Source organism: Variibacter gotjawalensis (genome assembly GCF_002355335.1).
GTDB lineage: Bacteria > Pseudomonadota > Alphaproteobacteria > Rhizobiales > Xanthobacteraceae > Variibacter > Variibacter gotjawalensis.
Map to the genome: position 1 here is coordinate 3037173 of NZ_AP014946.1, position 19501 is coordinate 3056673.

20 protein-coding genes and 2 tRNA genes are annotated in these 19501 nt (G+C 60.8%); 14 read left to right on the plus strand and 8 right to left on the minus strand.

Annotation, left to right across the window (positions count from 1 at the left end; all coding sequences use genetic code 11):
- Positions 1 to 84 precede the first annotated feature (84 nt).
- Positions 85 to 1812 carry an ArnT family glycosyltransferase gene (locus GJW30_RS14755; protein WP_245408519.1) on the plus strand — a complete coding sequence of 576 codons (1728 nt, stop codon included), beginning with the start codon at positions 85 to 87 and terminating at the stop codon, positions 1810 to 1812.
- Here GJW30_RS14755 and metC read toward each other — a convergent pair.
- Complete coding sequence (gene metC, locus GJW30_RS14760) at positions 1809 to 2993, minus strand: cystathionine beta-lyase (RefSeq protein WP_096356606.1); 1185 nt, start codon at positions 2991 to 2993, stop codon at positions 1809 to 1811. The genes GJW30_RS14755 and metC overlap by 4 nt on opposite strands.
- A 251-nt stretch (positions 2994 to 3244) precedes the next feature.
- On the opposite strand from metC, the gene GJW30_RS14765 reads away from it, so the two are divergent.
- The 4 genes from GJW30_RS14765 to GJW30_RS14780 all read left to right on the plus strand — a co-directional run bounded on the left by GJW30_RS14765 (position 3245) and on the right by GJW30_RS14780 (position 7506).
- On the plus strand, positions 3245 to 4261 hold the full coding sequence (locus tag GJW30_RS14765) for an amino acid ABC transporter substrate-binding protein (protein WP_096358849.1): 1017 nt from the start codon (positions 3245 to 3247) through the stop codon (positions 4259 to 4261).
- 95 nt (positions 4262 to 4356) lie between these two features.
- Positions 4357 to 5544 carry an amino acid ABC transporter permease gene (locus GJW30_RS14770; RefSeq protein WP_096356609.1) on the plus strand — a complete coding sequence of 396 codons (1188 nt, stop codon included), beginning with the start codon at positions 4357 to 4359 and terminating at the stop codon, positions 5542 to 5544.
- Between the two features lies 1 nt (position 5545).
- Positions 5546 to 6724: an amino acid ABC transporter permease gene (locus GJW30_RS14775; RefSeq protein ID WP_166743028.1), complete on the plus strand. Its 1179-nt coding sequence runs from the start codon at positions 5546 to 5548 to the stop codon at positions 6722 to 6724.
- Positions 6725 to 6732: 8 nt separating this feature from the next.
- Positions 6733 to 7506: an amino acid ABC transporter ATP-binding protein gene (locus GJW30_RS14780; RefSeq protein ID WP_096358851.1), complete on the plus strand. Its 774-nt coding sequence runs from the start codon at positions 6733 to 6735 to the stop codon at positions 7504 to 7506.
- Between the two features lie 3 nt (positions 7507 to 7509).
- Here the strand turns inward: GJW30_RS14780 and GJW30_RS14785 are convergent, their stop codons facing one another.
- The 4 genes from GJW30_RS14785 to GJW30_RS14800 form a co-directional block, all read right to left on the minus strand.
- A complete protein-coding gene (locus GJW30_RS14785) occupies positions 7510 to 8730 on the minus strand; it encodes a GGDEF domain-containing protein (protein ID WP_096356611.1) in 1221 nt (406 codons plus the stop codon).
- A gap of 127 nt (positions 8731 to 8857) precedes the next feature.
- Positions 8858 to 9718, minus strand: a complete 861-nt coding sequence (gene sseA, locus GJW30_RS14790) for a 3-mercaptopyruvate sulfurtransferase (protein WP_096356613.1) — start codon at positions 9716 to 9718, stop codon at positions 8858 to 8860.
- Positions 9719 to 9749: 31 nt separating this feature from the next.
- A complete protein-coding gene (locus tag GJW30_RS14795) occupies positions 9750 to 10469 on the minus strand; it encodes an alanyl-tRNA editing protein (protein ID WP_096356615.1) in 720 nt (239 codons plus the stop codon).
- Between the two features lie 6 nt (positions 10470 to 10475).
- Complete coding sequence (locus tag GJW30_RS14800; RefSeq protein ID WP_096356617.1) at positions 10476 to 11513, minus strand: cysteine synthase A; 1038 nt, start codon at positions 11511 to 11513, stop codon at positions 10476 to 10478.
- Between the two features lie 281 nt (positions 11514 to 11794).
- On the opposite strand from GJW30_RS14800, the gene GJW30_RS14805 reads away from it, so the two are divergent.
- From GJW30_RS14805 to GJW30_RS14820, 4 genes are all read left to right on the plus strand, one after another.
- On the plus strand, positions 11795 to 12349 hold the full coding sequence (locus GJW30_RS14805; protein ID WP_130364485.1) for a DUF6622 family protein: 555 nt from the start codon (positions 11795 to 11797) through the stop codon (positions 12347 to 12349).
- Positions 12350 to 12432: 83 nt separating this feature from the next.
- Positions 12433 to 13371, plus strand: a complete 939-nt coding sequence (locus tag GJW30_RS14810) for a hypothetical protein (protein WP_096356621.1) — start codon at positions 12433 to 12435, stop codon at positions 13369 to 13371.
- 5 nt (positions 13372 to 13376) lie between these two features.
- Positions 13377 to 14402: a polysaccharide deacetylase family protein gene (locus tag GJW30_RS14815; RefSeq protein ID WP_096356623.1), complete on the plus strand. Its 1026-nt coding sequence runs from the start codon at positions 13377 to 13379 to the stop codon at positions 14400 to 14402.
- A gap of 48 nt (positions 14403 to 14450) precedes the next feature.
- Entirely contained in the window at positions 14451 to 15065 is a 615-nt protein-coding gene (locus tag GJW30_RS14820; protein ID WP_096356625.1) for a DUF2939 domain-containing protein, read from the plus strand.
- On the opposite strand, the gene GJW30_RS14825 is transcribed toward GJW30_RS14820, so the two are convergent.
- The 3 genes from GJW30_RS14825 to GJW30_RS14835 all read right to left on the minus strand — a co-directional run bounded on the left by GJW30_RS14825 (position 15059) and on the right by GJW30_RS14835 (position 15832).
- Positions 15059 to 15457, minus strand: a complete 399-nt coding sequence (locus tag GJW30_RS14825) for a DUF6481 family protein (RefSeq protein ID WP_096356627.1) — start codon at positions 15455 to 15457, stop codon at positions 15059 to 15061. The genes GJW30_RS14820 and GJW30_RS14825 overlap by 7 nt on opposite strands.
- 128 nt (positions 15458 to 15585) lie before the next feature.
- Positions 15586 to 15660: transfer RNA gene (locus tag GJW30_RS14830), tRNA-Asn, on the minus strand.
- Positions 15661 to 15758: 98 nt separating this feature from the next.
- Positions 15759 to 15832 (minus strand) — tRNA-Cys (locus tag GJW30_RS14835).
- Between the two features lie 149 nt (positions 15833 to 15981).
- On the opposite strand from GJW30_RS14835, the gene GJW30_RS14840 reads away from it, so the two are divergent.
- The 5 genes from GJW30_RS14840 to GJW30_RS14860 all read left to right on the plus strand — a co-directional run bounded on the left by GJW30_RS14840 (position 15982) and on the right by GJW30_RS14860 (position 19501).
- Positions 15982 to 16329, plus strand: coding sequence for an FtsB family cell division protein (locus GJW30_RS14840; protein WP_096356629.1), 348 nt, complete (start codon positions 15982 to 15984; stop codon positions 16327 to 16329).
- A gap of 124 nt (positions 16330 to 16453) precedes the next feature.
- Complete coding sequence (pdhA, locus tag GJW30_RS14845) at positions 16454 to 17485, plus strand: pyruvate dehydrogenase (acetyl-transferring) E1 component subunit alpha (RefSeq protein WP_096356631.1); 1032 nt, start codon at positions 16454 to 16456, stop codon at positions 17483 to 17485.
- A 13-nt stretch (positions 17486 to 17498) separates the two neighbouring features.
- Positions 17499 to 17789: a hypothetical protein gene (locus GJW30_RS14850; RefSeq protein ID WP_096356633.1), complete on the plus strand. Its 291-nt coding sequence runs from the start codon at positions 17499 to 17501 to the stop codon at positions 17787 to 17789.
- A gap of 15 nt (positions 17790 to 17804) precedes the next feature.
- The gene (locus GJW30_RS14855; protein WP_096356635.1) at positions 17805 to 19211 is read left to right on the plus strand and encodes a pyruvate dehydrogenase complex E1 component subunit beta; all 1407 of its coding nucleotides are present in this window, start codon (positions 17805 to 17807) and stop codon (positions 19209 to 19211) included.
- Positions 19211 to 19501, plus strand: coding sequence for a DUF5076 domain-containing protein (locus GJW30_RS14860; protein WP_096356637.1), 291 nt, complete (start codon positions 19211 to 19213; stop codon positions 19499 to 19501). Before GJW30_RS14855 ends, GJW30_RS14860 begins: the two co-directional genes overlap by 1 nt.

The window sequence follows — 19501 nt, forward strand, 5'->3', positions numbered from 1 at the left end:
TTTGCGCCACAGCGGGTTGAAAACGCCTTATTTTCGCGCAGTCAGTATTCTCCAGAATCCGACGATATGCTCTAGCTGCCCGAAATGGCAGCCACCCTCCCACGCACGGCGAACAGCGCTTCGGGCTATCTGACGGGCCTTCTCGATTACGGCGAGACGCGGCATCGCTACGCGGTCATTTTGCTGACGGTTCTTGCCTTGCTGGCGTTTCTTCCCGGCTTCTCGCAGGTGCCGCCCGTCGACCGCGAGGAACCACGCTTCGCGCAAGCTGCGAAGCAGATGATCGAAACCGGCAACTACGTCGACATCCGTTTCCAAGACACCGAACGCTACGCAAAGCCAATAGGGATCTACTGGCTGCAGGTCGCCGTCGTGAAGACCGCGGAGGCCGTCGGATTGCCGCGCGCGCGAATTCGTATCTGGCTCTATCGGCTGCCGTCGCTGTTCGCTGCCATCGGCGTCGTGCTGATGACGTATTGGAGCGCGCTCGCATTCGTCGGCCGTCGCCCCGCGGTTCTCGCGGGTGCGATGATGGCGTGCTGCGTCATGCTCAGTGTGGAAGCGCGGCTGGCGAAGACGGACGCCGTGTTGCTGCTGACGACGACGATAGCCCTAGGTGCATTGGCGCGCGTCTACCTCGCGCAGCGGGAGAGCCCCGGTGCGGTAACCAAAACATCGCTAACGCTACTTTTCTGGACCGCGATCGCGGTCGGAACGCTGGTCAAGGGGCCGATCATCTGGCTCTTCGCCGGGCTTCCGGCAATCGTGCTATCGATCGCCGATCGCAATGCGCGCTGGCTGCTTGCTCTGCGTCCGCTCGTTGGCCTTGCGTGGTGCGCCCTGATTGCGTTGCCGTGGTTCATCGCGATCGTCAGACAATCGGGTTTTCTTTTTCTCAGCGAATCGATTGTCGGCGATCTGCTCTCGCGCACGGTCACCGGCAAGGACGGCAACTGGCGGCCCCCTGGATTTCACTTCCTGCTGTTCTGGATCATGTTCTGGCCGGGTGCGCCGCTCGCCGCAGTCGCAGCGCCGCAGCTTTGGCAGATGCGTGGCGCCGCGGATGTCCGTTTCCTGCTCGCTTGGATCATTCCGGCGTGGATTGTTTTTGAGATCGCGCTCACCAAGCAGCCGCACTATGTGTTGCCGCTATTTCCTGCCTTCGCGATAGCGATTGCGGTTGCGATCGAACGCCGCGCGTTGAGCACGTCGCGCTGGCTGCAGAATGCAACTGTCGGATGGTTTTTGCTTCCGCTCGGCGTGTTCATCGCGAGTGTGGTGTTTATCGCTTATGCGGGGCGCTCGGTCGGTTACTTGTCGTGGCCGATCGCCGCCTTCGCGACGACGATCGGTGCGTTCGCGTGGTGGCTTTATACAAACCGCGAGATCGAGCAGGCTCTCGTCAAAGCAATCGCCGCCGCGCTGCTCGTTAGCATCGCGTTCCACGGGCTGGTTCTTCCCGCCCTGGCTTATGTGTCGCCGAGCCCTGAGATTGCGCGCTACCTCCGCGATGCTCCGTGTTCGCAACCGCGCCTCGCGTCGGCCGGTTATCAGGAGCCAAGCTTAGTGTTCCTCGCCGGTACGCAAACCGTGTTGACCGATGGTCGCGGTGCCGCCGAATTCCTCCGCGACGGCGGATGCCGTTACGTCGCAGTAGAAAGCCGGCAGCTTCGCAACTTTACGCAGTATGCCGAAAATGCGGGCATTCGTTACGAGTCGGTCGGACGCGTTGAGCGTTTAAACCTCGCTCGTGTCCGCCGCGCGACGATCCTGGTATTCCGTGCGCCGATGCAGGGCGATCGCGCGCCCTAGGCCTTCGTCATCGCGGCAAAGCCACGCTCAAGATCGTCGACGAGGTCTTCGAGATTCTCAAGACCGATGTGGAAGCGGATGCACGGGCCGCCCGGGTTCCATTGCGTCGCCGTGCGATACTCAGAGCAATCGAACGGCAGCACCAGACTTTCGAAGCCGCCCCAAGACGCGCCGATGCCGAACAGCCGCAGCGCGTCGACGAAGGCATGCGTCTTCGCGGTCGACACCGGCTTGAAGACAACGCTGAACAGCCCGCTCGATCCGAAAAAGTCTCGCTTCCAAATCGAATGGCCCGGATGGCTTTCGAGGGCAGGGTGGAGGACGCGCAGAACTTCGGCCCGCTGCTCGAACCAGCGCGCCATCTCTAGCGCCGCCTTTTCGTGATGCGCGAGGCGGACCGGCATCGTGCGCAGGCCGCGTGACGCAAGAAACGCATCTTCCGGACCGGCACAGGCCGAGATCGCATCGAAGGTCTGCCGCAGCGGCTTCCAGCAGCGTTCATTGGCGCTGACGAGACCGAGCAGGACGTCGGAGTGACCGCCGAGATATTTCGTGCCGGCTTCGATCGCGATATCGGCACCGCGCTCATGCGGTGGGAAGTACAGGGGCGTCGCCCACGTATTGTCGACCAGCACGATCGCATCGTGACGATGCGCGACCTCGGCAATCGCCGGGATGTCCTGCATCTCGAAGCTCTGCGAGCCCGGAGCCTCGGTGAAGACGGCACGTGTGTTCGGTCGCATCAAAGCTTCGATGCCGGCGCCGATCAGCGGATCGTAATACTCTGTCTCTACGCCGAAGCGCTTGAGAATGCCGTCGCAGTAGTTGCGTGTCGGCCGGTAAACCGAATCTGTGACCAGCATATGGTCGCCGGCACTGAGGACGGAGGTTAGCGCCAAGGCGATCGCAGCGAGGCCTGACGGTGCTAGCACCGTTCCGGCGGCACCGCTCAACTCCGTCCAGGACTGTTCGAGGTTTGCGATCGTTGGGGTGCCCTTGGTCCCGTAGGTGAACCGCGCTTTCCGGTCCATAAAGTCTTGGGCGTTAGGGTAAAGAACGGTCGAGCCGCGATAGATCGGCGTATTGACGAAGCCGTGATGATCGAACGGCACGCGCCCGCTGTTGACCAGCCGGGTTCGTATTCCGCGAGGCTTTCGATCGTCGTCGCCGCCAGATTGCATTTCCGTCTCCGCTCAAATGTTTTCATATACGAGATGTGGCGCGCAATTGGTCAACCCCTTGACCGGGAGGGGCGGACGTTCTCAGATGGCGGCACGGTTCAGGAGGCGGGGGGAGCCGGGTGTTGCTTTAGGTGCAACGCTTGGCACGTCTCCTGCTTCCAAAACTCACGGGTGAGGCGCTCCCGGTAGGACGTCTCGTGCGAATTGTGACGCGCCACGGCTGGGCCGGGCGCGCAAAGCTGGGAGAAGTTATGAAAAAGATTGTTGCAACACTGGCTTTCGCGGCGGCCGCCGGATTGGCGATGGCGCCTGCGCAAGCGCAGACTTTGAAGGCGGTGAAGGACCGCGGTTCGCTGAGCTGCGGCTCGAATACCGGCCTCGCCGGTTTCGGCATTCCGGATGCTCAAGGCAACTGGACCGGCCTCGACGTTGATTTCTGCCGCGCCGTGTCGGCGGCGATCTTCAACGATCCGACCAAAGTAAAGTTCGTCCCGCTCACCGCGAAGGACCGCTTCACGGCGCTACAGTCGGGTGACGTCGACGTTCTCGCACGTAACACGACCTGGTCTTCGTCGCGTGACACGCAGGCTGGCCTCAACTTCACGGGCGTCAACTACTACGACGGCCAAGGCTTCATCGTCCGCAAGGACCTCAAGGTGAACTCGGCCCTCGAACTCGCCGACGCCGCCGTCTGCGTCCAGCAGGGCACAACGACCGAGCTCAATCTCGCGGACTATTTCCGTGCCAACAAGATGAAGCTCAAGACCGTCGCCTTCGCTCAGCTCGACGAGGCCGTGAAGGCTTACGACTCCAAACGCTGCGATGCTTACACGACCGACGCGTCGGGTCTCTACGCTGCCCGCCTCAAGCTCGAGAAGCCGGACGAGCATCTCGTTCTGCCGGAAGTGATCTCGAAGGAGCCGCTCGGACCGGCCGTTCGTCACGGTGACGACCAGTGGTTCGATATCGTGAAGTGGGTTCACTACGCGATGGTCAACGCGGAAGAGATGGGCATCACGAAGGCCAACGTCGAAGAGATGCGCAAGTCCGACAACCCGGACGTGAAGCGCTTCCTCGGCACGGAAGGGAACTTCGGCGAGCAGTTCGGCCTCACCAAGGATTGGGCCTATCAGATCGTCAAGCACGTGGGCAATTACGGCGAAGCATTCGAGCGCAACGTCGGCGCGAACTCTCCGCTAAAGGTTCAGCGCGGACTGAATGCTCTGTGGACCAAGGGCGGTCTGCAGTACGCACCGCCGGTGCGCTGATTTGAGACCGGGCGGCGCTCACTGGCGCCGCCCGACTACCGTAACGGCGATGAGGGGTCGTCGTCGTTGCGAGCTTTTACGGGGGTCCATTTTTTATGAGCGTTACGCCGGCAAGCGAGCCGCCAAAAGTCTCGCCGCTATACGATCCAAAAATAAGAAGCATCGCGTATCAGGTGCTGCTCTGCGCCTTCGTCGTCGGCCTCATCGGCTTTGCGATCAAGAACGCCGCGGACAACCTGGCACGGGCGAAAATCGCCTCCGGCTTCGGCTTCTGGAATAATCTCGCCGGCTTCGACATCAGCCAGCATCTCATCCCGTATTCGTCGGTCACGTCGACCTACGGCGACGCATTCTGGGTCGGCCTGCTCAACACGCTGCTGGTCGCGGTTCTCGGCATCATCCTCGCGACTGTCCTTGGGTTCGGTGTCGGCATCGCGCGGCTCTCGAAAAACTATCTCGTCTCGCGCATCGCGAATGGTTACGTCGAGATCATCCGTAACCTGCCGCTGCTGCTGCAGCTTTTGTTCTGGTACAACGCGGTGCTCAAGGCGCTTCCACAGGTGCGCGACAGCGTCGCGATCCCGGGCGGCCTGTTGCTGAACAATCGCGGCTTATTCCTGCCGGCCTTCACGTTCAACTACGGCGGCCAGCTTCTGCTCGGCGCGATCGGTGCCGCGATCGTCGGCGGCCTTGCGTTCCGCTTTTGGGCGAAACGCCAGCAAATAACGACTGGCAAACAGTATCCGACGTTTTTGGTCTTCCTCGGTTTGTTGATCGGCCTGCCGTTTCTCGTGCTGCTCGCCGGGCAGGTGAGCGTCTCGGTCGCGTACCCAGAGGCAAGCCGCTTCAATATCCGCGGCGGCACCGAAATCCTTCCGGAGTTCGTAGCGCTGCTCTTGGGCCTCGTGATCTACACGGCGGCCTTCATCGGTGAGGTCGTGCGCGCCGGCATTCTCGCCGTTTCGAAGGGGCAAACCGAAGCGGCCAATGCTCTTGGATTGCGAGGCGGGCCCACGCTGCGCCTCGTCGTGATCCCGCAGGCGATGCGCGTGATCATTCCGCCGTTGACCAACCAGTACCTGAACCTGACGAAGAACTCTTCGCTCGCGGTCGCCGTCGGATATCCGGATCTCGTGCAGATCTTCACCGGCACGGTGCTCAACCAGACGAACCAAGCCGTTGAGGTCGTTGTCATCACGATGGCGGTCTACCTCACGATCAGCTTGGTCACGTCGATCGGGATGAACTGGTACAACTCGCGCAAAGCGTTGGTGGAGCGGTAACATGTCTACAGCCGATCTCACCACATTCGATCCCGATCGCGGCGTCGCCTACATTCAGGAAGCCGGCATCGAGCAGATGCCGGCGCCGGCTGCAGCACGCGGTCCGATCGCTTGGGTTCGCAAGAACCTCCTCGCGACCTGGAAGGACGTCCTGCTCACAGCCGTCATAATTCTGCTGGCAATCTGGATCCTGCCGCCGCTGATCAAATACGCTTTGATCGACGCCGTCTGGAGCGGTAAAGACCGTGAGGCTTGCCTCGCAACCGCGCAAAATCCCGAAGCCGGAGCGTGCTGGGCCTTCGTGCGGGATCGCTTCTCGTACTTCATCTACGGCTCGTATCCGATCGCGGAACGTTGGCGCGTTGATATCTTCTTCGCGATGCTCGCGCTCGGCATCGTTTGGATGCTGAAGCTCAACGCACCGCGTCGCGACATCGGCGCATTCTACTTCTTCGTCATCTTCCCGATCTCCGCCTTCATTCTGCTGAGCGGCGTGAAGTGGATGGCTCCGCTCTTCAAGCCGGTCGATACATCGCTGTGGGGCGGTCTTCTCGTCACTGTCGTCGTCGCGACCGTCGGCATCGTCGTGTCGCTGCCGTTCGGCATCGTGCTTGCGCTCGGTCGACGATCGAAGATGCCGGCCGTCAAGCTCATCTCGGTGATCTTCATCGAATTCGTGCGTGGCGTACCGCTGATCACCGTGCTCTTCATGGCGAGCGTGATGTTGCCGCTCTTCGTGCCTGAGCAATATTCGCCGGACAAGTTACTGCGCGCGCTGGTCGGTATCGCGGTCTTCGCTTCAGCCTATATGGCGGAAGTCGTCCGCGCCGGTCTGCAGGCCATGCCGAAGGGACAGTTCGAAGGCGCGATGGCGCTCGGGCTGAACTATCCAAAGATGATGCGGCTGATCATTCTGCCGCAGGCGCTCCGCATCACGATCCCAAACATCGTCAACAACTACATCGCGCTCTTCAAGGACACGACGCTGGTCTACATCGTCGGCGTCTTCGACTTCCTCAAGACGATCGAAGCCGCGCGTATCGATCCGACCTGGTCGACGCCGACCACGAGTACGACTGGCTATCTGTTTGCCGCCATCTTCTACTTCATCTGTTGCTACGCGATGTCCCGCTACGCCAAGAACACCGAAGCGCGCCTCGCCAAAGCTGACCGGAGATAATCATGACAATGACTCAAACCGCTCCCGTCGCTGCGGCAGCTCCCGGTAGCCCGCTCGCCGTGCAACTGATCGGCGTCCACAAGTGGTACGGCGAATTCCACGTGCTGCGCGACGTCAATCTTTCGGTGAAGCGCGGCGAACGTATCGTCATTTGCGGGCCGTCCGGCTCTGGCAAGTCGACGGTCATCCGTTGCATCAACCGGCTGGAAGAACACCAGCAGGGGCAAATCATCGTCGACGGCACCGAGCTCACCGGCGATCTGAAAAAGATCGACGAAGTGCGGCGTGAGGTCGGCATGTGCTTCCAGCACTTCAATCTCTTCCCGCATCTCACCATTTTGGAAAACTGCACCTTGGCGCCGATCTGGGTGCGCAAGATGCCGAAGAAAGATGCCGAGGAAGTCGCCATGCATTTCCTCCAGAAGGTGAAGATCCCGGAGCAGGCCAACAAATATCCAGGACAGCTTTCGGGCGGTCAGCAGCAGCGCGTCGCGATTGCGCGCGCGCTTTGTATGAAGCCGAAGATCATGCTGTTCGACGAACCGACGTCAGCGCTCGATCCAGAAATGGTCAAGGAAGTGCTCGACACCATGGTGTCGCTGGCCGAGGAAGGCATGACCATGCTGTGCGTCACCCACGAAATGGGTTTCGCGCGTCAGGTTGCGCATCGCGTGGTGTTCATGGATCGCGGCCAGATCGTCGAAGTCAACGAGCCGAACGCCTTCTTTGCGAATCCGCAGCACGAGCGCACGAAGCTCTTCCTCAGCCAGATCCTGCACTAACGTTCAGGCGACGCAGATTTGGTCGCGGCCGCCGCGCTTTGCGGCGTAGAGAGCCTTGTCGGCGCTGTCGAGCAGCGTCGACAAATCCGCCGCGTGATGCGGGTAGGAGGCGACGCCAATACTGAGCGTGAAGCCCGATATGCTCGCGAAGGCATTGGAGATCCTTTCGGCGAGCCGCACGGCCGCTTGATCGTCTCCGACACAGAGCACGGCGAACTCATCGCCGCCATAGCGAAACGCCATGTCGAAATCGCGTTTCTGCGAAGCGATGATTTGGGACACGTCGCGCAGCGCCGCATCGCCCGCCGCGTGGCCGTGCGTGTCGTTGATTTCCTTGAAGCGATCGACGTCGATCATCATGAGCGACAAGCTAGCACCGCGGGTTTTCGCGCTGGCGATCATATCGCGGCCGATGATGTCGAGTTGGCTCCGGTTGCTGAGGCCCGTCAGCCCGTCGCGGCCGACATTCTGCAACAAGTTCTCGTATCGGTGTCTGTATGTCAGCCGGTCGAAAACGTCTGAAACCCGCAGGTTGCTCGGTGCCGCAGTCTCGGGCTCGGCTATGGCGAGATACAACCCGATGAGCATCGAATAGATGGCGGCCATTGCCAGCTTGGCAACGAGGCCGGCGAACAGCGCGGAGAAGGGCACGCCTGAAAGCAGATGAAGGCCGACGAAGAACGCGAGCTGGTCGAGCGTGAGCACGATAGCCAGGCTGATGAAGAAGCGGCCGACGATCGTCTCGGCGATCCAGCGTTCGAGCTTCTCGTAAAGGATGATCAGCAGAATGATATCGATGAACAGGAGCAGGGTGCCCCAGATCATCAACAATCCCATCTGATCAACAAACCGGAAGTCCGGATTGTAGCCGGGCAGCACCGCAACGTTGTCGTAAAGCCGCAGCAGCAGCGCCAACACGATGACCATGACGTTGCCGAACAGGAGGCCGTAAATCGGCTGGCGGACCGTTTCGGCGTCCTCCTTCACATAAAGGAGCAGGAACATCGCGAGCTTGCCGGAAAAGAGAACTGTCGAGCCCGGCGTGATCAGTCCAAGCGATGTTTGAATGAAGAACACCGCTGCGAGATAGGTCTCGAGGAAATGCAGAACCCCGAGCGCGCAAATGAACACGCCGAGCCCGATCCGCCGTCGATAAAAGAACGGCAGCGAGAGCGCGCAGAAATAAGTGATTGCCTGCAGTACGAGTACGGATGCGTCGCGCATCGTTGAGGCCTAGCGAATCGTAGCGAAACACAGCGGAAATCGACCATTTCACGCGCCAGGGTTGCAAGCCCTTGCGCGCAATATTCAGGAAACATTCTAGATTTGAAGGGCCTAAATAATAGGCCGCCTACTTGCGCGGGCCGGTTTCGACCGGAAGATCCGGACGGGCGCCCCATTCGGCCCACGAGCCGTCGAACAGCGCCTGCGGTTCTTTGCCGAGCGCGTCGAGGGCCAGCCACAAGATCGCGGCCGAAACACCAGAGCCGCAGCTGGTGATCACCGGCTTGTCGAGGTCGACGCCGCCGGCCTCGAATGCGGCCTTGATGGCGTCCTTTGATGCGAGCTGTCCGTCCTTGACGATCCCGGAGGAGGGCACGCTGAAAGAGCCCGGCATATGGCCCGAACGCAGGCCTGGACGTGGTTCCGGTGCCTCGCCACGGAAGCGATCCGCAGGACGCGCGTCGACAACCTGCGCAGACGTGTTGTTGAGCGCATTCTGGACGTCGGTGACCAGCGCCACGATGTCGGAACGCATTGTCGCATTGAACGTCTTCGGCTCACGACTTGCCGGCGGACCGCTCTCGAGCGGGCGGCCTTCGTTCTTCCAGGCGGGTAGACCGCCGTTGAGGATGTACACGTTCTGCGCGCCGAAGACGCGGAAGGTCCACCAAACGCGCGGTGCCGAGAACAGGCCTGCGCCGTCGTAGACGATGATCGTATCGGTCTCCGCGATGCCGAGCGCTCCGGCTTGTTTGGCGAACTGCGCTGGCCCCGGCATCATGTGAGGCAGATCCGTCGATTTGTCGGCGACAACGTCGATATCAAAGAACACGGCGCCTGGAATGTGCCCGGCGCTGAACTCAGCTTTCGCGTCGCGCTTCATCGTCGAGAGATAGTAGGAGCCGTCCAGGATGACGGTGTCCGGCGCGGTCAGACGTTCCGCGACCCATGCGGGCGACACGAGCCATTTGCTGCTGGGTTCGCTCATCAAAAATCCTCCGCGAACTCTCGTCCGCTTGTTACGCAAACACCAGCCGCACGCGGCGGTTCTGTTTGCCCTTCTTTTCGATCTGGGAGACGCGCACGGCGCCGATCTCGCCGATAGCGTTGACGTGGGTGCCGCCGCAAGGCTGCAGATCGAGACCTGCGATCTCGACGAGCCGCACACGTCCGGTGCCCATCGGCGGCTTCACCGCCATCGTTTTGACAAGCCCCGGATTGGCTTCGAGTTCCGCGTCCGTGATCCAGCGCGTCGAGACGGCCGCGTTGGTCGCGATCATCTCTGCAAGCTTCGCCGAGATCGCATCCTTGTCGAGGCCGGCTTCCGGGATGTCGAAATCGAGTCGTCCCTCGGCATCTCCGATTGAACCACCCGTCACCGGACACGGCAGCGCGGCGGAGAGAAGATGCAGCGCCGTGTGTATGCGCATACGGTTGAAGCGCGGGTCCCAATCGATCACGGCTTTGACCGTATCGCCAACGGCCGGCAGAGCGCCGCCGTCAGCAGTAGGCACATGCGCGATCTCGCTCTTCGCCTGATCGAGAAAGATCGCGGTGCCAATCTGGATATCGGAGCCGTGCGCTAAAACGAGGCGACCGGTGTCTCCGGGCTGTCCGCCTGAGTTCGCGTAGAACACCGTGCGGTCCAGCACGATGCCGCCTTTGTCAGTCAAGCCGACAACAGTCGCGTCGCATTCGCGCGCGTAGGCGTCATCACGGAAGACGAGTTCGGTCGCCATCGGGCCTCACGCGAACGGGATATGGAGTTTCGGCGCCGGCTTCTTCAGGAAGTCCGGCACCGGCAGTTTTTTGGACTCTAGGAAGTCTTTATTGAACAGCTTTGACTGATAGCGGCTGCCGTGATCGCACAGGATCGTGACGATCGTCTTGCCCGGTCCGAGATCCCTTGCGAGGCGGATCGCGCCCGCAACGTTCACGCCGGACGAGCCACCAACGCAGATGCCCTCATGCTCGAGCAGATCGAACACGATCGGCAACGCTTCCTCGTCCGGGATTAGGTACGGGTGCGAGACCTTCACGTCCTCGACGATGTTCGTCACACGCGCGAGGCCTATCCCTTCCGTGACGGAGCCGCCGGGCGAAACCTTCGGCGTTCCTGTCTTGAAGAAATCATACATCGCAGCACCATGCGGGTCGGCGCAGCCTATCGCGATGTCCTTGTTCTTCTCGCGCAAGAATGCCGACGTGCCCGCGAGCGTGCCACCGGTGCCGACCGAGCAAACGAAGCCATCAACCTTGCCTTGTGTCTGATCCCAAATCTCCGGACCAGTCGAGACATAATGAGCTTTGCGGTTGTCGAGGTTGTTCCACTGATCGGCGAAGATCACGCCTGCCTTGTCCGTCTTGCGCAGTTCGTCGGCGAGACGCTTTCCGACATGCTGGTAGTTGTTCGGGTTGGCGTAGGGCAGGGCCGGTACTTCGACGAGCTCGGCTCCGCAGAGGCGCAGCATGTCCTTCTTCTCTTGGCTCTGTGTCTCCGGGATCACGATGATCGTGCGATAGCCGCGCGCGCTCGCCACCAATGCGAGGCCGATGCCAGTGTTTCCGGCCGTGCTTTCGACGACCAGACCGCCCGGTTTAAGTTCGCCGCGTTTCTCGGCCTCGAGGATCATCTGTTTGCCGGCGCGGTCCTTCACGGACTGACCTGGATTCATGAACTCAGCTTTACCGAGGATCGTGCAACCGGTGATTTCTGAGGCGCGGCGGAGCTTGATGAGCGGCGTGTTGCCGATGGACTCGATGACGTCGGAGCGGAAGGGCATTGGAATCCGGCACTTGCAGTTGTGGAGGGTAACTGACGATTTAGCGGCTCTTGCGGCCGATTGGCAGGCCGACCGTAAGCCGTAGAACGGAAAAGTCGAATCGGCGTGCGAACCGAGGGCCGGCGAATACATTCTTCTGCCTCGGGCCGGCCGAAGGAAATGAAACTCCAGCGCCGCTGTCGAGATCGTGTCGACCGAAAGAGCAACTTTCAAGGCTTGACACTGAGTTAATGTAAATGTACGTTACATATACATTCAACTCATGAACCAAAGGTGCTCACATGACCCGCTTCTGGATGGAATTCACGCAATCTGTCGTCCACACCCCGATCTGGGTGTGGGGTTTGCTCGCAGTCATCGTCTATTTTGGCGCGATGGCCCTGCGGCCGAGCAAAGCCTCGCTCCTCCGCCTCGCCGTTTTGCCGGGCGTCTTCCTGATCTGGGGACTGCAAGTCCTGCTGACCAAGACGAGCCTCGATACAATGAATATCGGTACCTGGGGCGCAGCCCTCGCCTTCGGCACGGTCGTCGGACTGGCTCTGACCGCCTCTCAGGATATTCGGCTTGATCGGCAAACCGGCCTCCTGCATCTGCCGGGCAGTGCGATTACGCTGGTCGTCTCGCTACTGATTTTCGCCTGCAAATACGGCTTTGGTTATTCGCTGGCCCGTTGGCCCGAGCTTGGCCGAGAAGCCACATTCCTCATCGCGAGCCTCGGCTCGTCTGGCCTCTTCACCGGAATTTTGGTCGGCCGCTTTGCTGGTCTTGTCCGGGTCCATGCCGCGACGCCGCAAGTGCCTGTAGCCAATCCCGCCGGCGACTTGGCAATTCACTAACCTAGTACGTAAGCGAAAACGGCCATTTAAGCCTATCATAACGCTTCAAGGGCAAAACCCGAGGCTATCCTGGGGCGCCCTTGATGATCGCGGTCGCAGTAGAAGAGACGACTGATTACCAGGCGACAGCGCGCCTTGCGACCGAGGCGTTCGCGTCGACCGATGTTGTCTTCGATCCCGAACATCTGCGCTGGCTCTACGAGCGTTGCTTCGGCATGGGCACGACCGTCGTCGGCCTGACCGACGAGGTCGGCCGGAAAGTCGGCCAGATCGCGCTCGTGAAACAGTCCGTTCTCGTCAACGGCGTGAGCGAAACGGCAGCCGAACTCATCGATCTTTTTCTCGTTCGAGAATGGCGCGGCAGCGAACGCGTGCAGATGCTGTACGACGAAGTCGGCCGCGAGTTCGTGCGACAAAATCTCCGGTTTGCTTTCGGAATGCCGAACGCTAAAGCGATGCCGGTGAACGAGCGCTTCTTCAATCTCAAAGGCTATCTGAAGTTGGATATTCGGGTTGGTCTCGCAGCACCGTTGCGATCTTCGCGCGTGGTTGTCGATGAGCGGTTCGATCGTGCGCGGGAAGCGCACTTCGTATCGTTGTTCGATCGTTATGCCACCGACAAACGCGAGACCGGCGTACCGTGGGACGGCGCGTCGCTCTATCGCCGTCTGACGGGTCAGAAATTCCAATACGCTATCCACGCAACCGAAGATGTGCTCCTCATTTCGTCGCTGCGCCGCAAACGTTTCGTGCCTTACGTGCTGATGTGTGCATACCTGCGACGGCAGGGCGCTACGCCGATCAGCGCAGAGGTCAACGCGGTGACACGCGCGGCGTCCGCTTTTTGGCGATGGCCGTTTTACGTCTATGCGGGTCTCAACAAAACGCTGCCGATACCGGGTCTTTCGTTGCCGGAGAAATTGCGGCCGTCGCCGATGTTGCTGCAGGTGCGCGACTTTGCGCCCGAGCGCCCCAAACTCGAATTTGATCGGTTTCAGCTGATCGATTTCGATTTCGCGTGACACCGATGTCGTTGCGTCACGCCGCTATCAAGATCGGCCTTGAGTCCATCGCGTTCACAAACGCGCATCGTTGGTTTCCGAGTGCCGCCGGACGCGGCGTGGTGTTCACACTGCATCATGTTCGGCCCGAAACGGGCAGGGTGTATGAGCCGAACGCGATCCTTTCGATCACGCCGGAGTTTCTCGACGCCGCGATCGTTGAAGCCAAACAACTCGGTTACCGTGCTGTCGCGCTGCACGATCTGCCCGCGTTGTTGGCCGACACGGCGAACCACGAAAAGTTTTTCGCTTTCACGCTGGACGATGGATGCCGCGACAACGCTGAATTTGCCGCGCCCGCTTTTCGCAAACACGATGTGCCTTACACGCTCTTCATCACGAAGGGCTTCGTCGAGCGCACGCACGGTATGTGGTGGGAAACGGTCGAAGAACTGACGCGCGAAACTGATGAGCTGCGTTTCGACTTCGGGCAGGGCGACGAAACTCTCGACATGCACTCGACAGCCGCAAAGACCGCTGCTTTCCGACGTTTCGCCGCGTTCGTCGAGTCGATCAACGAAGACGTCGCCGTCGCGCGCATAGACGCTGCGGCGCGCGCGCACGGAATAGACCCGTTAGTGATTGTTGCGCGAGAGACGATGGGCGTCGGTGAGCTCTCGGCTCTTATCCGTGACCCGCTCGCCAGTTTCGGCGCGCATACTGTCAGCCACTGCAACCTAGCGCGTGTTTCATCTGAGCGGTTGCGCCAGGAGATCGGAGAGTCTGCAGCGGGCATTCAGGAATGGACCGGGCGCATGCCGACGACGCTTGCATATCCCTACGGTTGGAAGCGCGCGTGCGGACCGCGCGAGGCCGAGGCGGCCCGCGACGCAGGCCTAAGCGTCGCAGTCACGACGCAGCCTGGCGTTCTCAAAGATCAAGAAAATTCGTGGCGGCTCTTGCCGCGAGTTTCGCTCAACGGACTTTATCAGAAGCCGCGCTACGTCCGGGCTTTGTTAAGTGGAATTCCATTCCAGATACCAGGGGCTTAAGCGCGGGGTGCCTCCACTTTTCCTTAATTGGCAGGCACAGCACCACCTATGCGTTGGTTCGGCCGGATCACATTCGTTCTGCTGCTGCTCCTCGCGGCCTACACCGCTTGGCCCTTTGTCGATCTGTATCGTCTTTCCGCGGCTTTGGAGGCGGGCAATATCAATGCGATTCAACGGCATGTTTCCTTCGCGCCGCTTCGCAATTCCGTGTCTCGCCAAGTACTGGAAACGTATCTCGCTATAACCGGGGACGAGAAGGTCGGCCGATTCACCCGCGGGATCGTGATGAGTTCCGGCGTTCCCGCAGTTGAAACGATTGTGGCAGAGGACATCTCGCCGGAGCGGCTCGCAGCATTCTTAGCGCCGCGCGAAGATACTGGACTGCGAACCACCGGTGGCCGGTTGCGCATCGCGCCGATGGATCTGCAGAATCTGTGGTCGCTCTACGCTTCGTCCGACTACAAGATCAAAGACTTCCATGTTGCGGTGCCGCCTGAAGCGCGCAAATCGCAGCGCTTCAGGCTACGTATGCGCTTGAGCGGATGGTCGTGGAAGCTTGTCGACATTCAACTGCCGCACGAAGTCCGAATCGAGATCGCGCAGCGCATAGTCCATGCCCTTGAGAAACGTCAGCCGGGGCAAGAGCCCGCAAAGGCTCAGTAGCCGCGCCGGCGCTCAAGCTTCGCTGCCTTGCGCGCGGCGTAACGAGCGTCACGCTTGGCCTTCTGGTCGGCCGCGAGTCGCGCCTCGGCATCTGCACGTTCGATGGCCTCGAGACGAACCAGTTCCTCGAACTCGGCCTTTTCCTTGGTGACGCGAGCGGCCTCAAGCTCGGCAAGCCGCTTCTGCTCGGCTTCTTTGACCTTGCGCGCGGCTTCGCGTTCGGCGTCGCGAATAGCGCGTGCTTCGGCTAAAGCCTTGCGTTCAGCGGCTTTTTTGTCAAAGGCTTCGTCGCCGGGACCCGGCGCCGATTTGAATTTCTGGAGGAGAGCTTTCTTGGCTTCGGCAGCGCGATTGAGGCGCTCGGTCACATCAGGGGTCTTGAAGGCGGGCAACGGGAACTCCGGAAGGCGCTAAAGCGATCGATGAGAAGAACGCGATGTATGCAAGGAACGTCGCTCGATCAAGCGTTGATCCTGCGACGCGGGCCCGTTTTCTCCGAATGGCTTGAATTCGTCGAGCGTGGCTCCCCGGGCCGGATTCGAACCAGCGACCAACCGGTTAACAGCCGGTTGCTCTACCACTGAGCTACCGGGGAACAGTGCTCTCTTGGACGCGCGCCGCGTATAACAAACGGCATTCCGGAAGGGAAGCCGATTTCCAATTTTACTCGCGACGATTTGGCGTTCGTAAAACTGGAGGCCACGGAGGGAATCGAACCCCCGTACGAGGATTTGCAGTCCTCTGCGTAACCACTCCGCCACGTGGCCTCGGTACGCCAACGAAGCCATGCTTCGGCGCAGGGCACCCTATAGCGGCAAGGTCGGAGCGGGGCAATCGCCTTTGCGACGCATTTTGCGACTTCGTAAGCGGGCGAGCATTAATGCGGTCTTAAGGGCGAATCCGCCAAGGTCGGCATATGGTCGCTCGCACTCGTTTTCGTGGAATCGTCACCGCCATCGCACTATATTGCGTGGTCGGTTTGCTGATCTCGTATTTCGGCATGCACGCGTTTTCGGGGAATCACGGCATCAAGGCGAAGGAAGACCTCGCGCTCCAGATGGCCGAGCTCGTCGGCGAGTTGAAGCAGCTGAAATCCGAGCGGACCGAACTCGAGCGCCGAGTTTCGCTACTACGTCCCGAAAGCGTCGACCCCGACATGCTCGACGAACGCGCGCGCGCGCTTCTCGATTATGTGCACCCGCGCGACTTGATCCTCTTGCGCACGCCGCCGCGTGCTGCTTCCGGCGCGATGGCTGCGCGGTAGGGTCGTAACCTCGCACTGCACAACAAAAATTCGCCCAAGCTTCCGTATACGTAAACTTGTTGCGCTTCCTCGCGCAAACTAATTGCGTTATTGAGGAAGCAACGGGGAAACGCGAGGCGTTATCATGGCCACCAAGGCGAAATCGGCTGCGGCCGAGGCACAGGAACACACCGCTATTGGTGCGACCGAACCGCCTGCACTGACCAAAGAGCAAGAACTCGAAGCCTACCGGGAAATGCTGTTGATTCGCCGCTTCGAGGAGAAGGCGGGTCAGATGTACGGCATGGGCCTGATCGGCGGCTTCTGCCACCTTTACATAGGCCAAGAAGCCGTTGTTGTCGGCATGCAGATGGCGATGATCGAGGGCGACCAGGTCATCACGGGCTATCGCGATCACGGCCACATGCTGGCCTGCGGCCTGGACGCCAAGGGCGTTATGGCTGAACTCACCGGGCGCCGCGGCGGCCTTTCCAAAGGGAAGGGCGGCTCGATGCACATGTTCTCGGTCGAGAAGAACTTCTACGGCGGCCACGGTATTGTCGGCGCGCAGGTTTCGCTCGGCACTGGCCTCGGTTTTGCCAACTGGTATCGCGGCAACAAGAACGTCTCGGTTGCATACTTCGGCGACGGCGCCGCCAACCAAGGCCAGGTCTACGAGAGCTTCAACATGGCGGAGCTCTGGAAGCTGCCGGTGATCTACGTCATCGAGAACAACCGTTACGCCATGGGCACCTCGGTGACCCGCTCGTCAGCACAGACAGACTTCTCCAAACGCGGTATTTCTTTCAACATCCCGGGAGAGCAGGTCGACGGAATGGACGTGCGCGCTGTCAAAGCGGCGGCCGACCGCGCAACTAAATGGTGCCGCGAGGGCAACGGCCCGATCATCCTCGAAATGCAGACCTATCGCTATCGCGGTCACTCGATGTCGGATCCCGCAAAGTATCGTACGCGCGAGGAAGTCCAGAATGTTCGCGAGAAGTCGGACCCGATCGAGCAGGTCCGCGCACGCATGCTGAAGAATGGCTGGGCGAAGGAAGACGAATTGAAGAAGATCGACGCGGACGTGCGCGACATCGTCAATCAGGCGTCGGAATTCGCCACGCACGATCCGGAGCCCGATCCATCGGAGCTCTACACCGACATTCTGCGCTGACGGCGTTCGCGCCATGGGGCTGATCGCAAAAACGATTCTTGGACTGGCGATCGCGGGAGCGTTCGCGAGTTGGATCGTTGGCGCGGTCTACTTTGCGCGGTCGCTCGCCAGCATGAACGCGGCCGCCGGCCCGTCGCGCTGGATGGCGGTTGCCGCATGGCCCTTCGCGACCAAGCAGATCAAAGGCGCGGCCGCTGAAAATGCGGCCGTCGTCAACAAAGCGATCATCGTCTTCTTCCTCTGCCTCACCTTGGCAGTTCTCACGATCTCGTTGTCCACCAATTACAATCGCATCGCGAAGTAGCCGCGGGAGTCCTTGATGCCCACCGAAATTCTGATGCCCGCACTGTCTCCTACGATGGAGAAAGGCAACCTCTCGAAGTGGGTGAAGCGCGAAGGCGACAAGGTCAAAGCCGGCGACGTCATCGCGGAGATCGAGACCGACAAGGCGACCATGGAGGTCGAGGCGGTCGACGAGGGGACGCTCGGCAAGATCCTGATCGCGGAAGGCACAGCCGACGTTGCGGTGAACACGCCGATCGCTGTGATTTTGGGCGATGGCGAGAGCGCCGGCGACATCAAGGCGGGTGGTTCGCCCGCGCCTGCAAAGCAGGATGCCGCTCCTCAGGAAGCCAAGAGCGAAGAGAAGGCACCCGAGAAAGCGCCGGAGGCTCCGGTCTCCGCAGTCGCCGAGCCGCCGAAGCCGAAAGCATTGCCGGAGCCCGACGTGCCGGAAGGCACCGAAATGGTCAATCAGACCGTACGCGAAGCGTTGCGTGACGCGATGGCCGAAGAGATGCGCCGCGACGACACCGTCTTCGTCATGGGTGAGGAAGTCGCCGAATATCAAGGCGCTTACAAAGTTACGCAGGGCTTGCTGCAGGAGTTCGGCCCAAAGCGCGTCATCGATACGCCGATCACCGAGCACGGCTTCGCGGGCGTCGGCGTCGGCGCAGCGATGGCGGGTCTGAAGCCGATCGTCGAATTCATGACTTTCAATTTCGCAATGCAGGGCATCGACCACATCATCAACTCGGCCGCCAAGACGCTCTACATGTCGGGCGGGCAGATGAAGTGCCCGATGGTTTTCCGCGGCCCGAACGGCGCGGCCGCACGCGTCGGCGCGCAGCACAGCCAGGACTACTCGGCGTGGTACTCGCAGATCCCGGGCCTCAAGGTCGTCGCGCCGCATACGGCGGCTGACTTCAAGGGCCTGCTCAAGGCTGCGATTCGCGATCCGAATCCGGTGGTTTTCCTCGAAAACGAAATTCTGTACGGCCAGTCGTTCCCGGTGCCGAAGCTCGACGACTTCGTGCTGCCGATCGGCAAGGCGAAGATCGCGCGCCCCGGCAAGGACGTGACCATTATCTCGTGGTCGATCGGTATGACCTACGCGCTCAAAGCGGCTGAAGAGCTCGCTAAGGAAGGCATCGACGCCGAGGTCATCGATCTGCGCACGCTGCGCCCGATGGACACCGAGACAATCCTCGAATCCGTCAAGAAGACTAACCGCGCCGTCACGGTGGAAGAGGGCTGGCAGCAGTCGGGCGTCGGTGCCGAAGTCGCCGCGCGCATCATGGAAAACGCGTTCGATTATCTCGACGCGCCGGTGAAGCGCGTGTCCGGCAAGGATGTGCCGATGCCGTACGCCGCGAACCTCGAGAAGCTTGCGCTGCCGTCGGTCGCCGAAGTGGTCGAGGCCGCCAAGGCCGTTTGTTATCGCTGATGGCTGCGTTCGAACCACTCGAACCGCCACCATCCACCGCAACGGGCGGCGGGACTGAGATCTTGCGTGGTGTCGTCATCGAAGGCGCGCTGCACATTTCGCTGCGCCGTGCCTTCGACGACCCGCAGGCGTGGGGCATGGTGCTGGCCGATCTGACGCGCCACGTCGCGCGCATCTACAAGACCGAGAACAACACGCCGGAAGATCGCACGATCGAACGCATCCGCAATCTGTACGACGCCGAGATGGATGCGCCGACGGATCTCGGCACAACGCAGATGAGGAGCTGA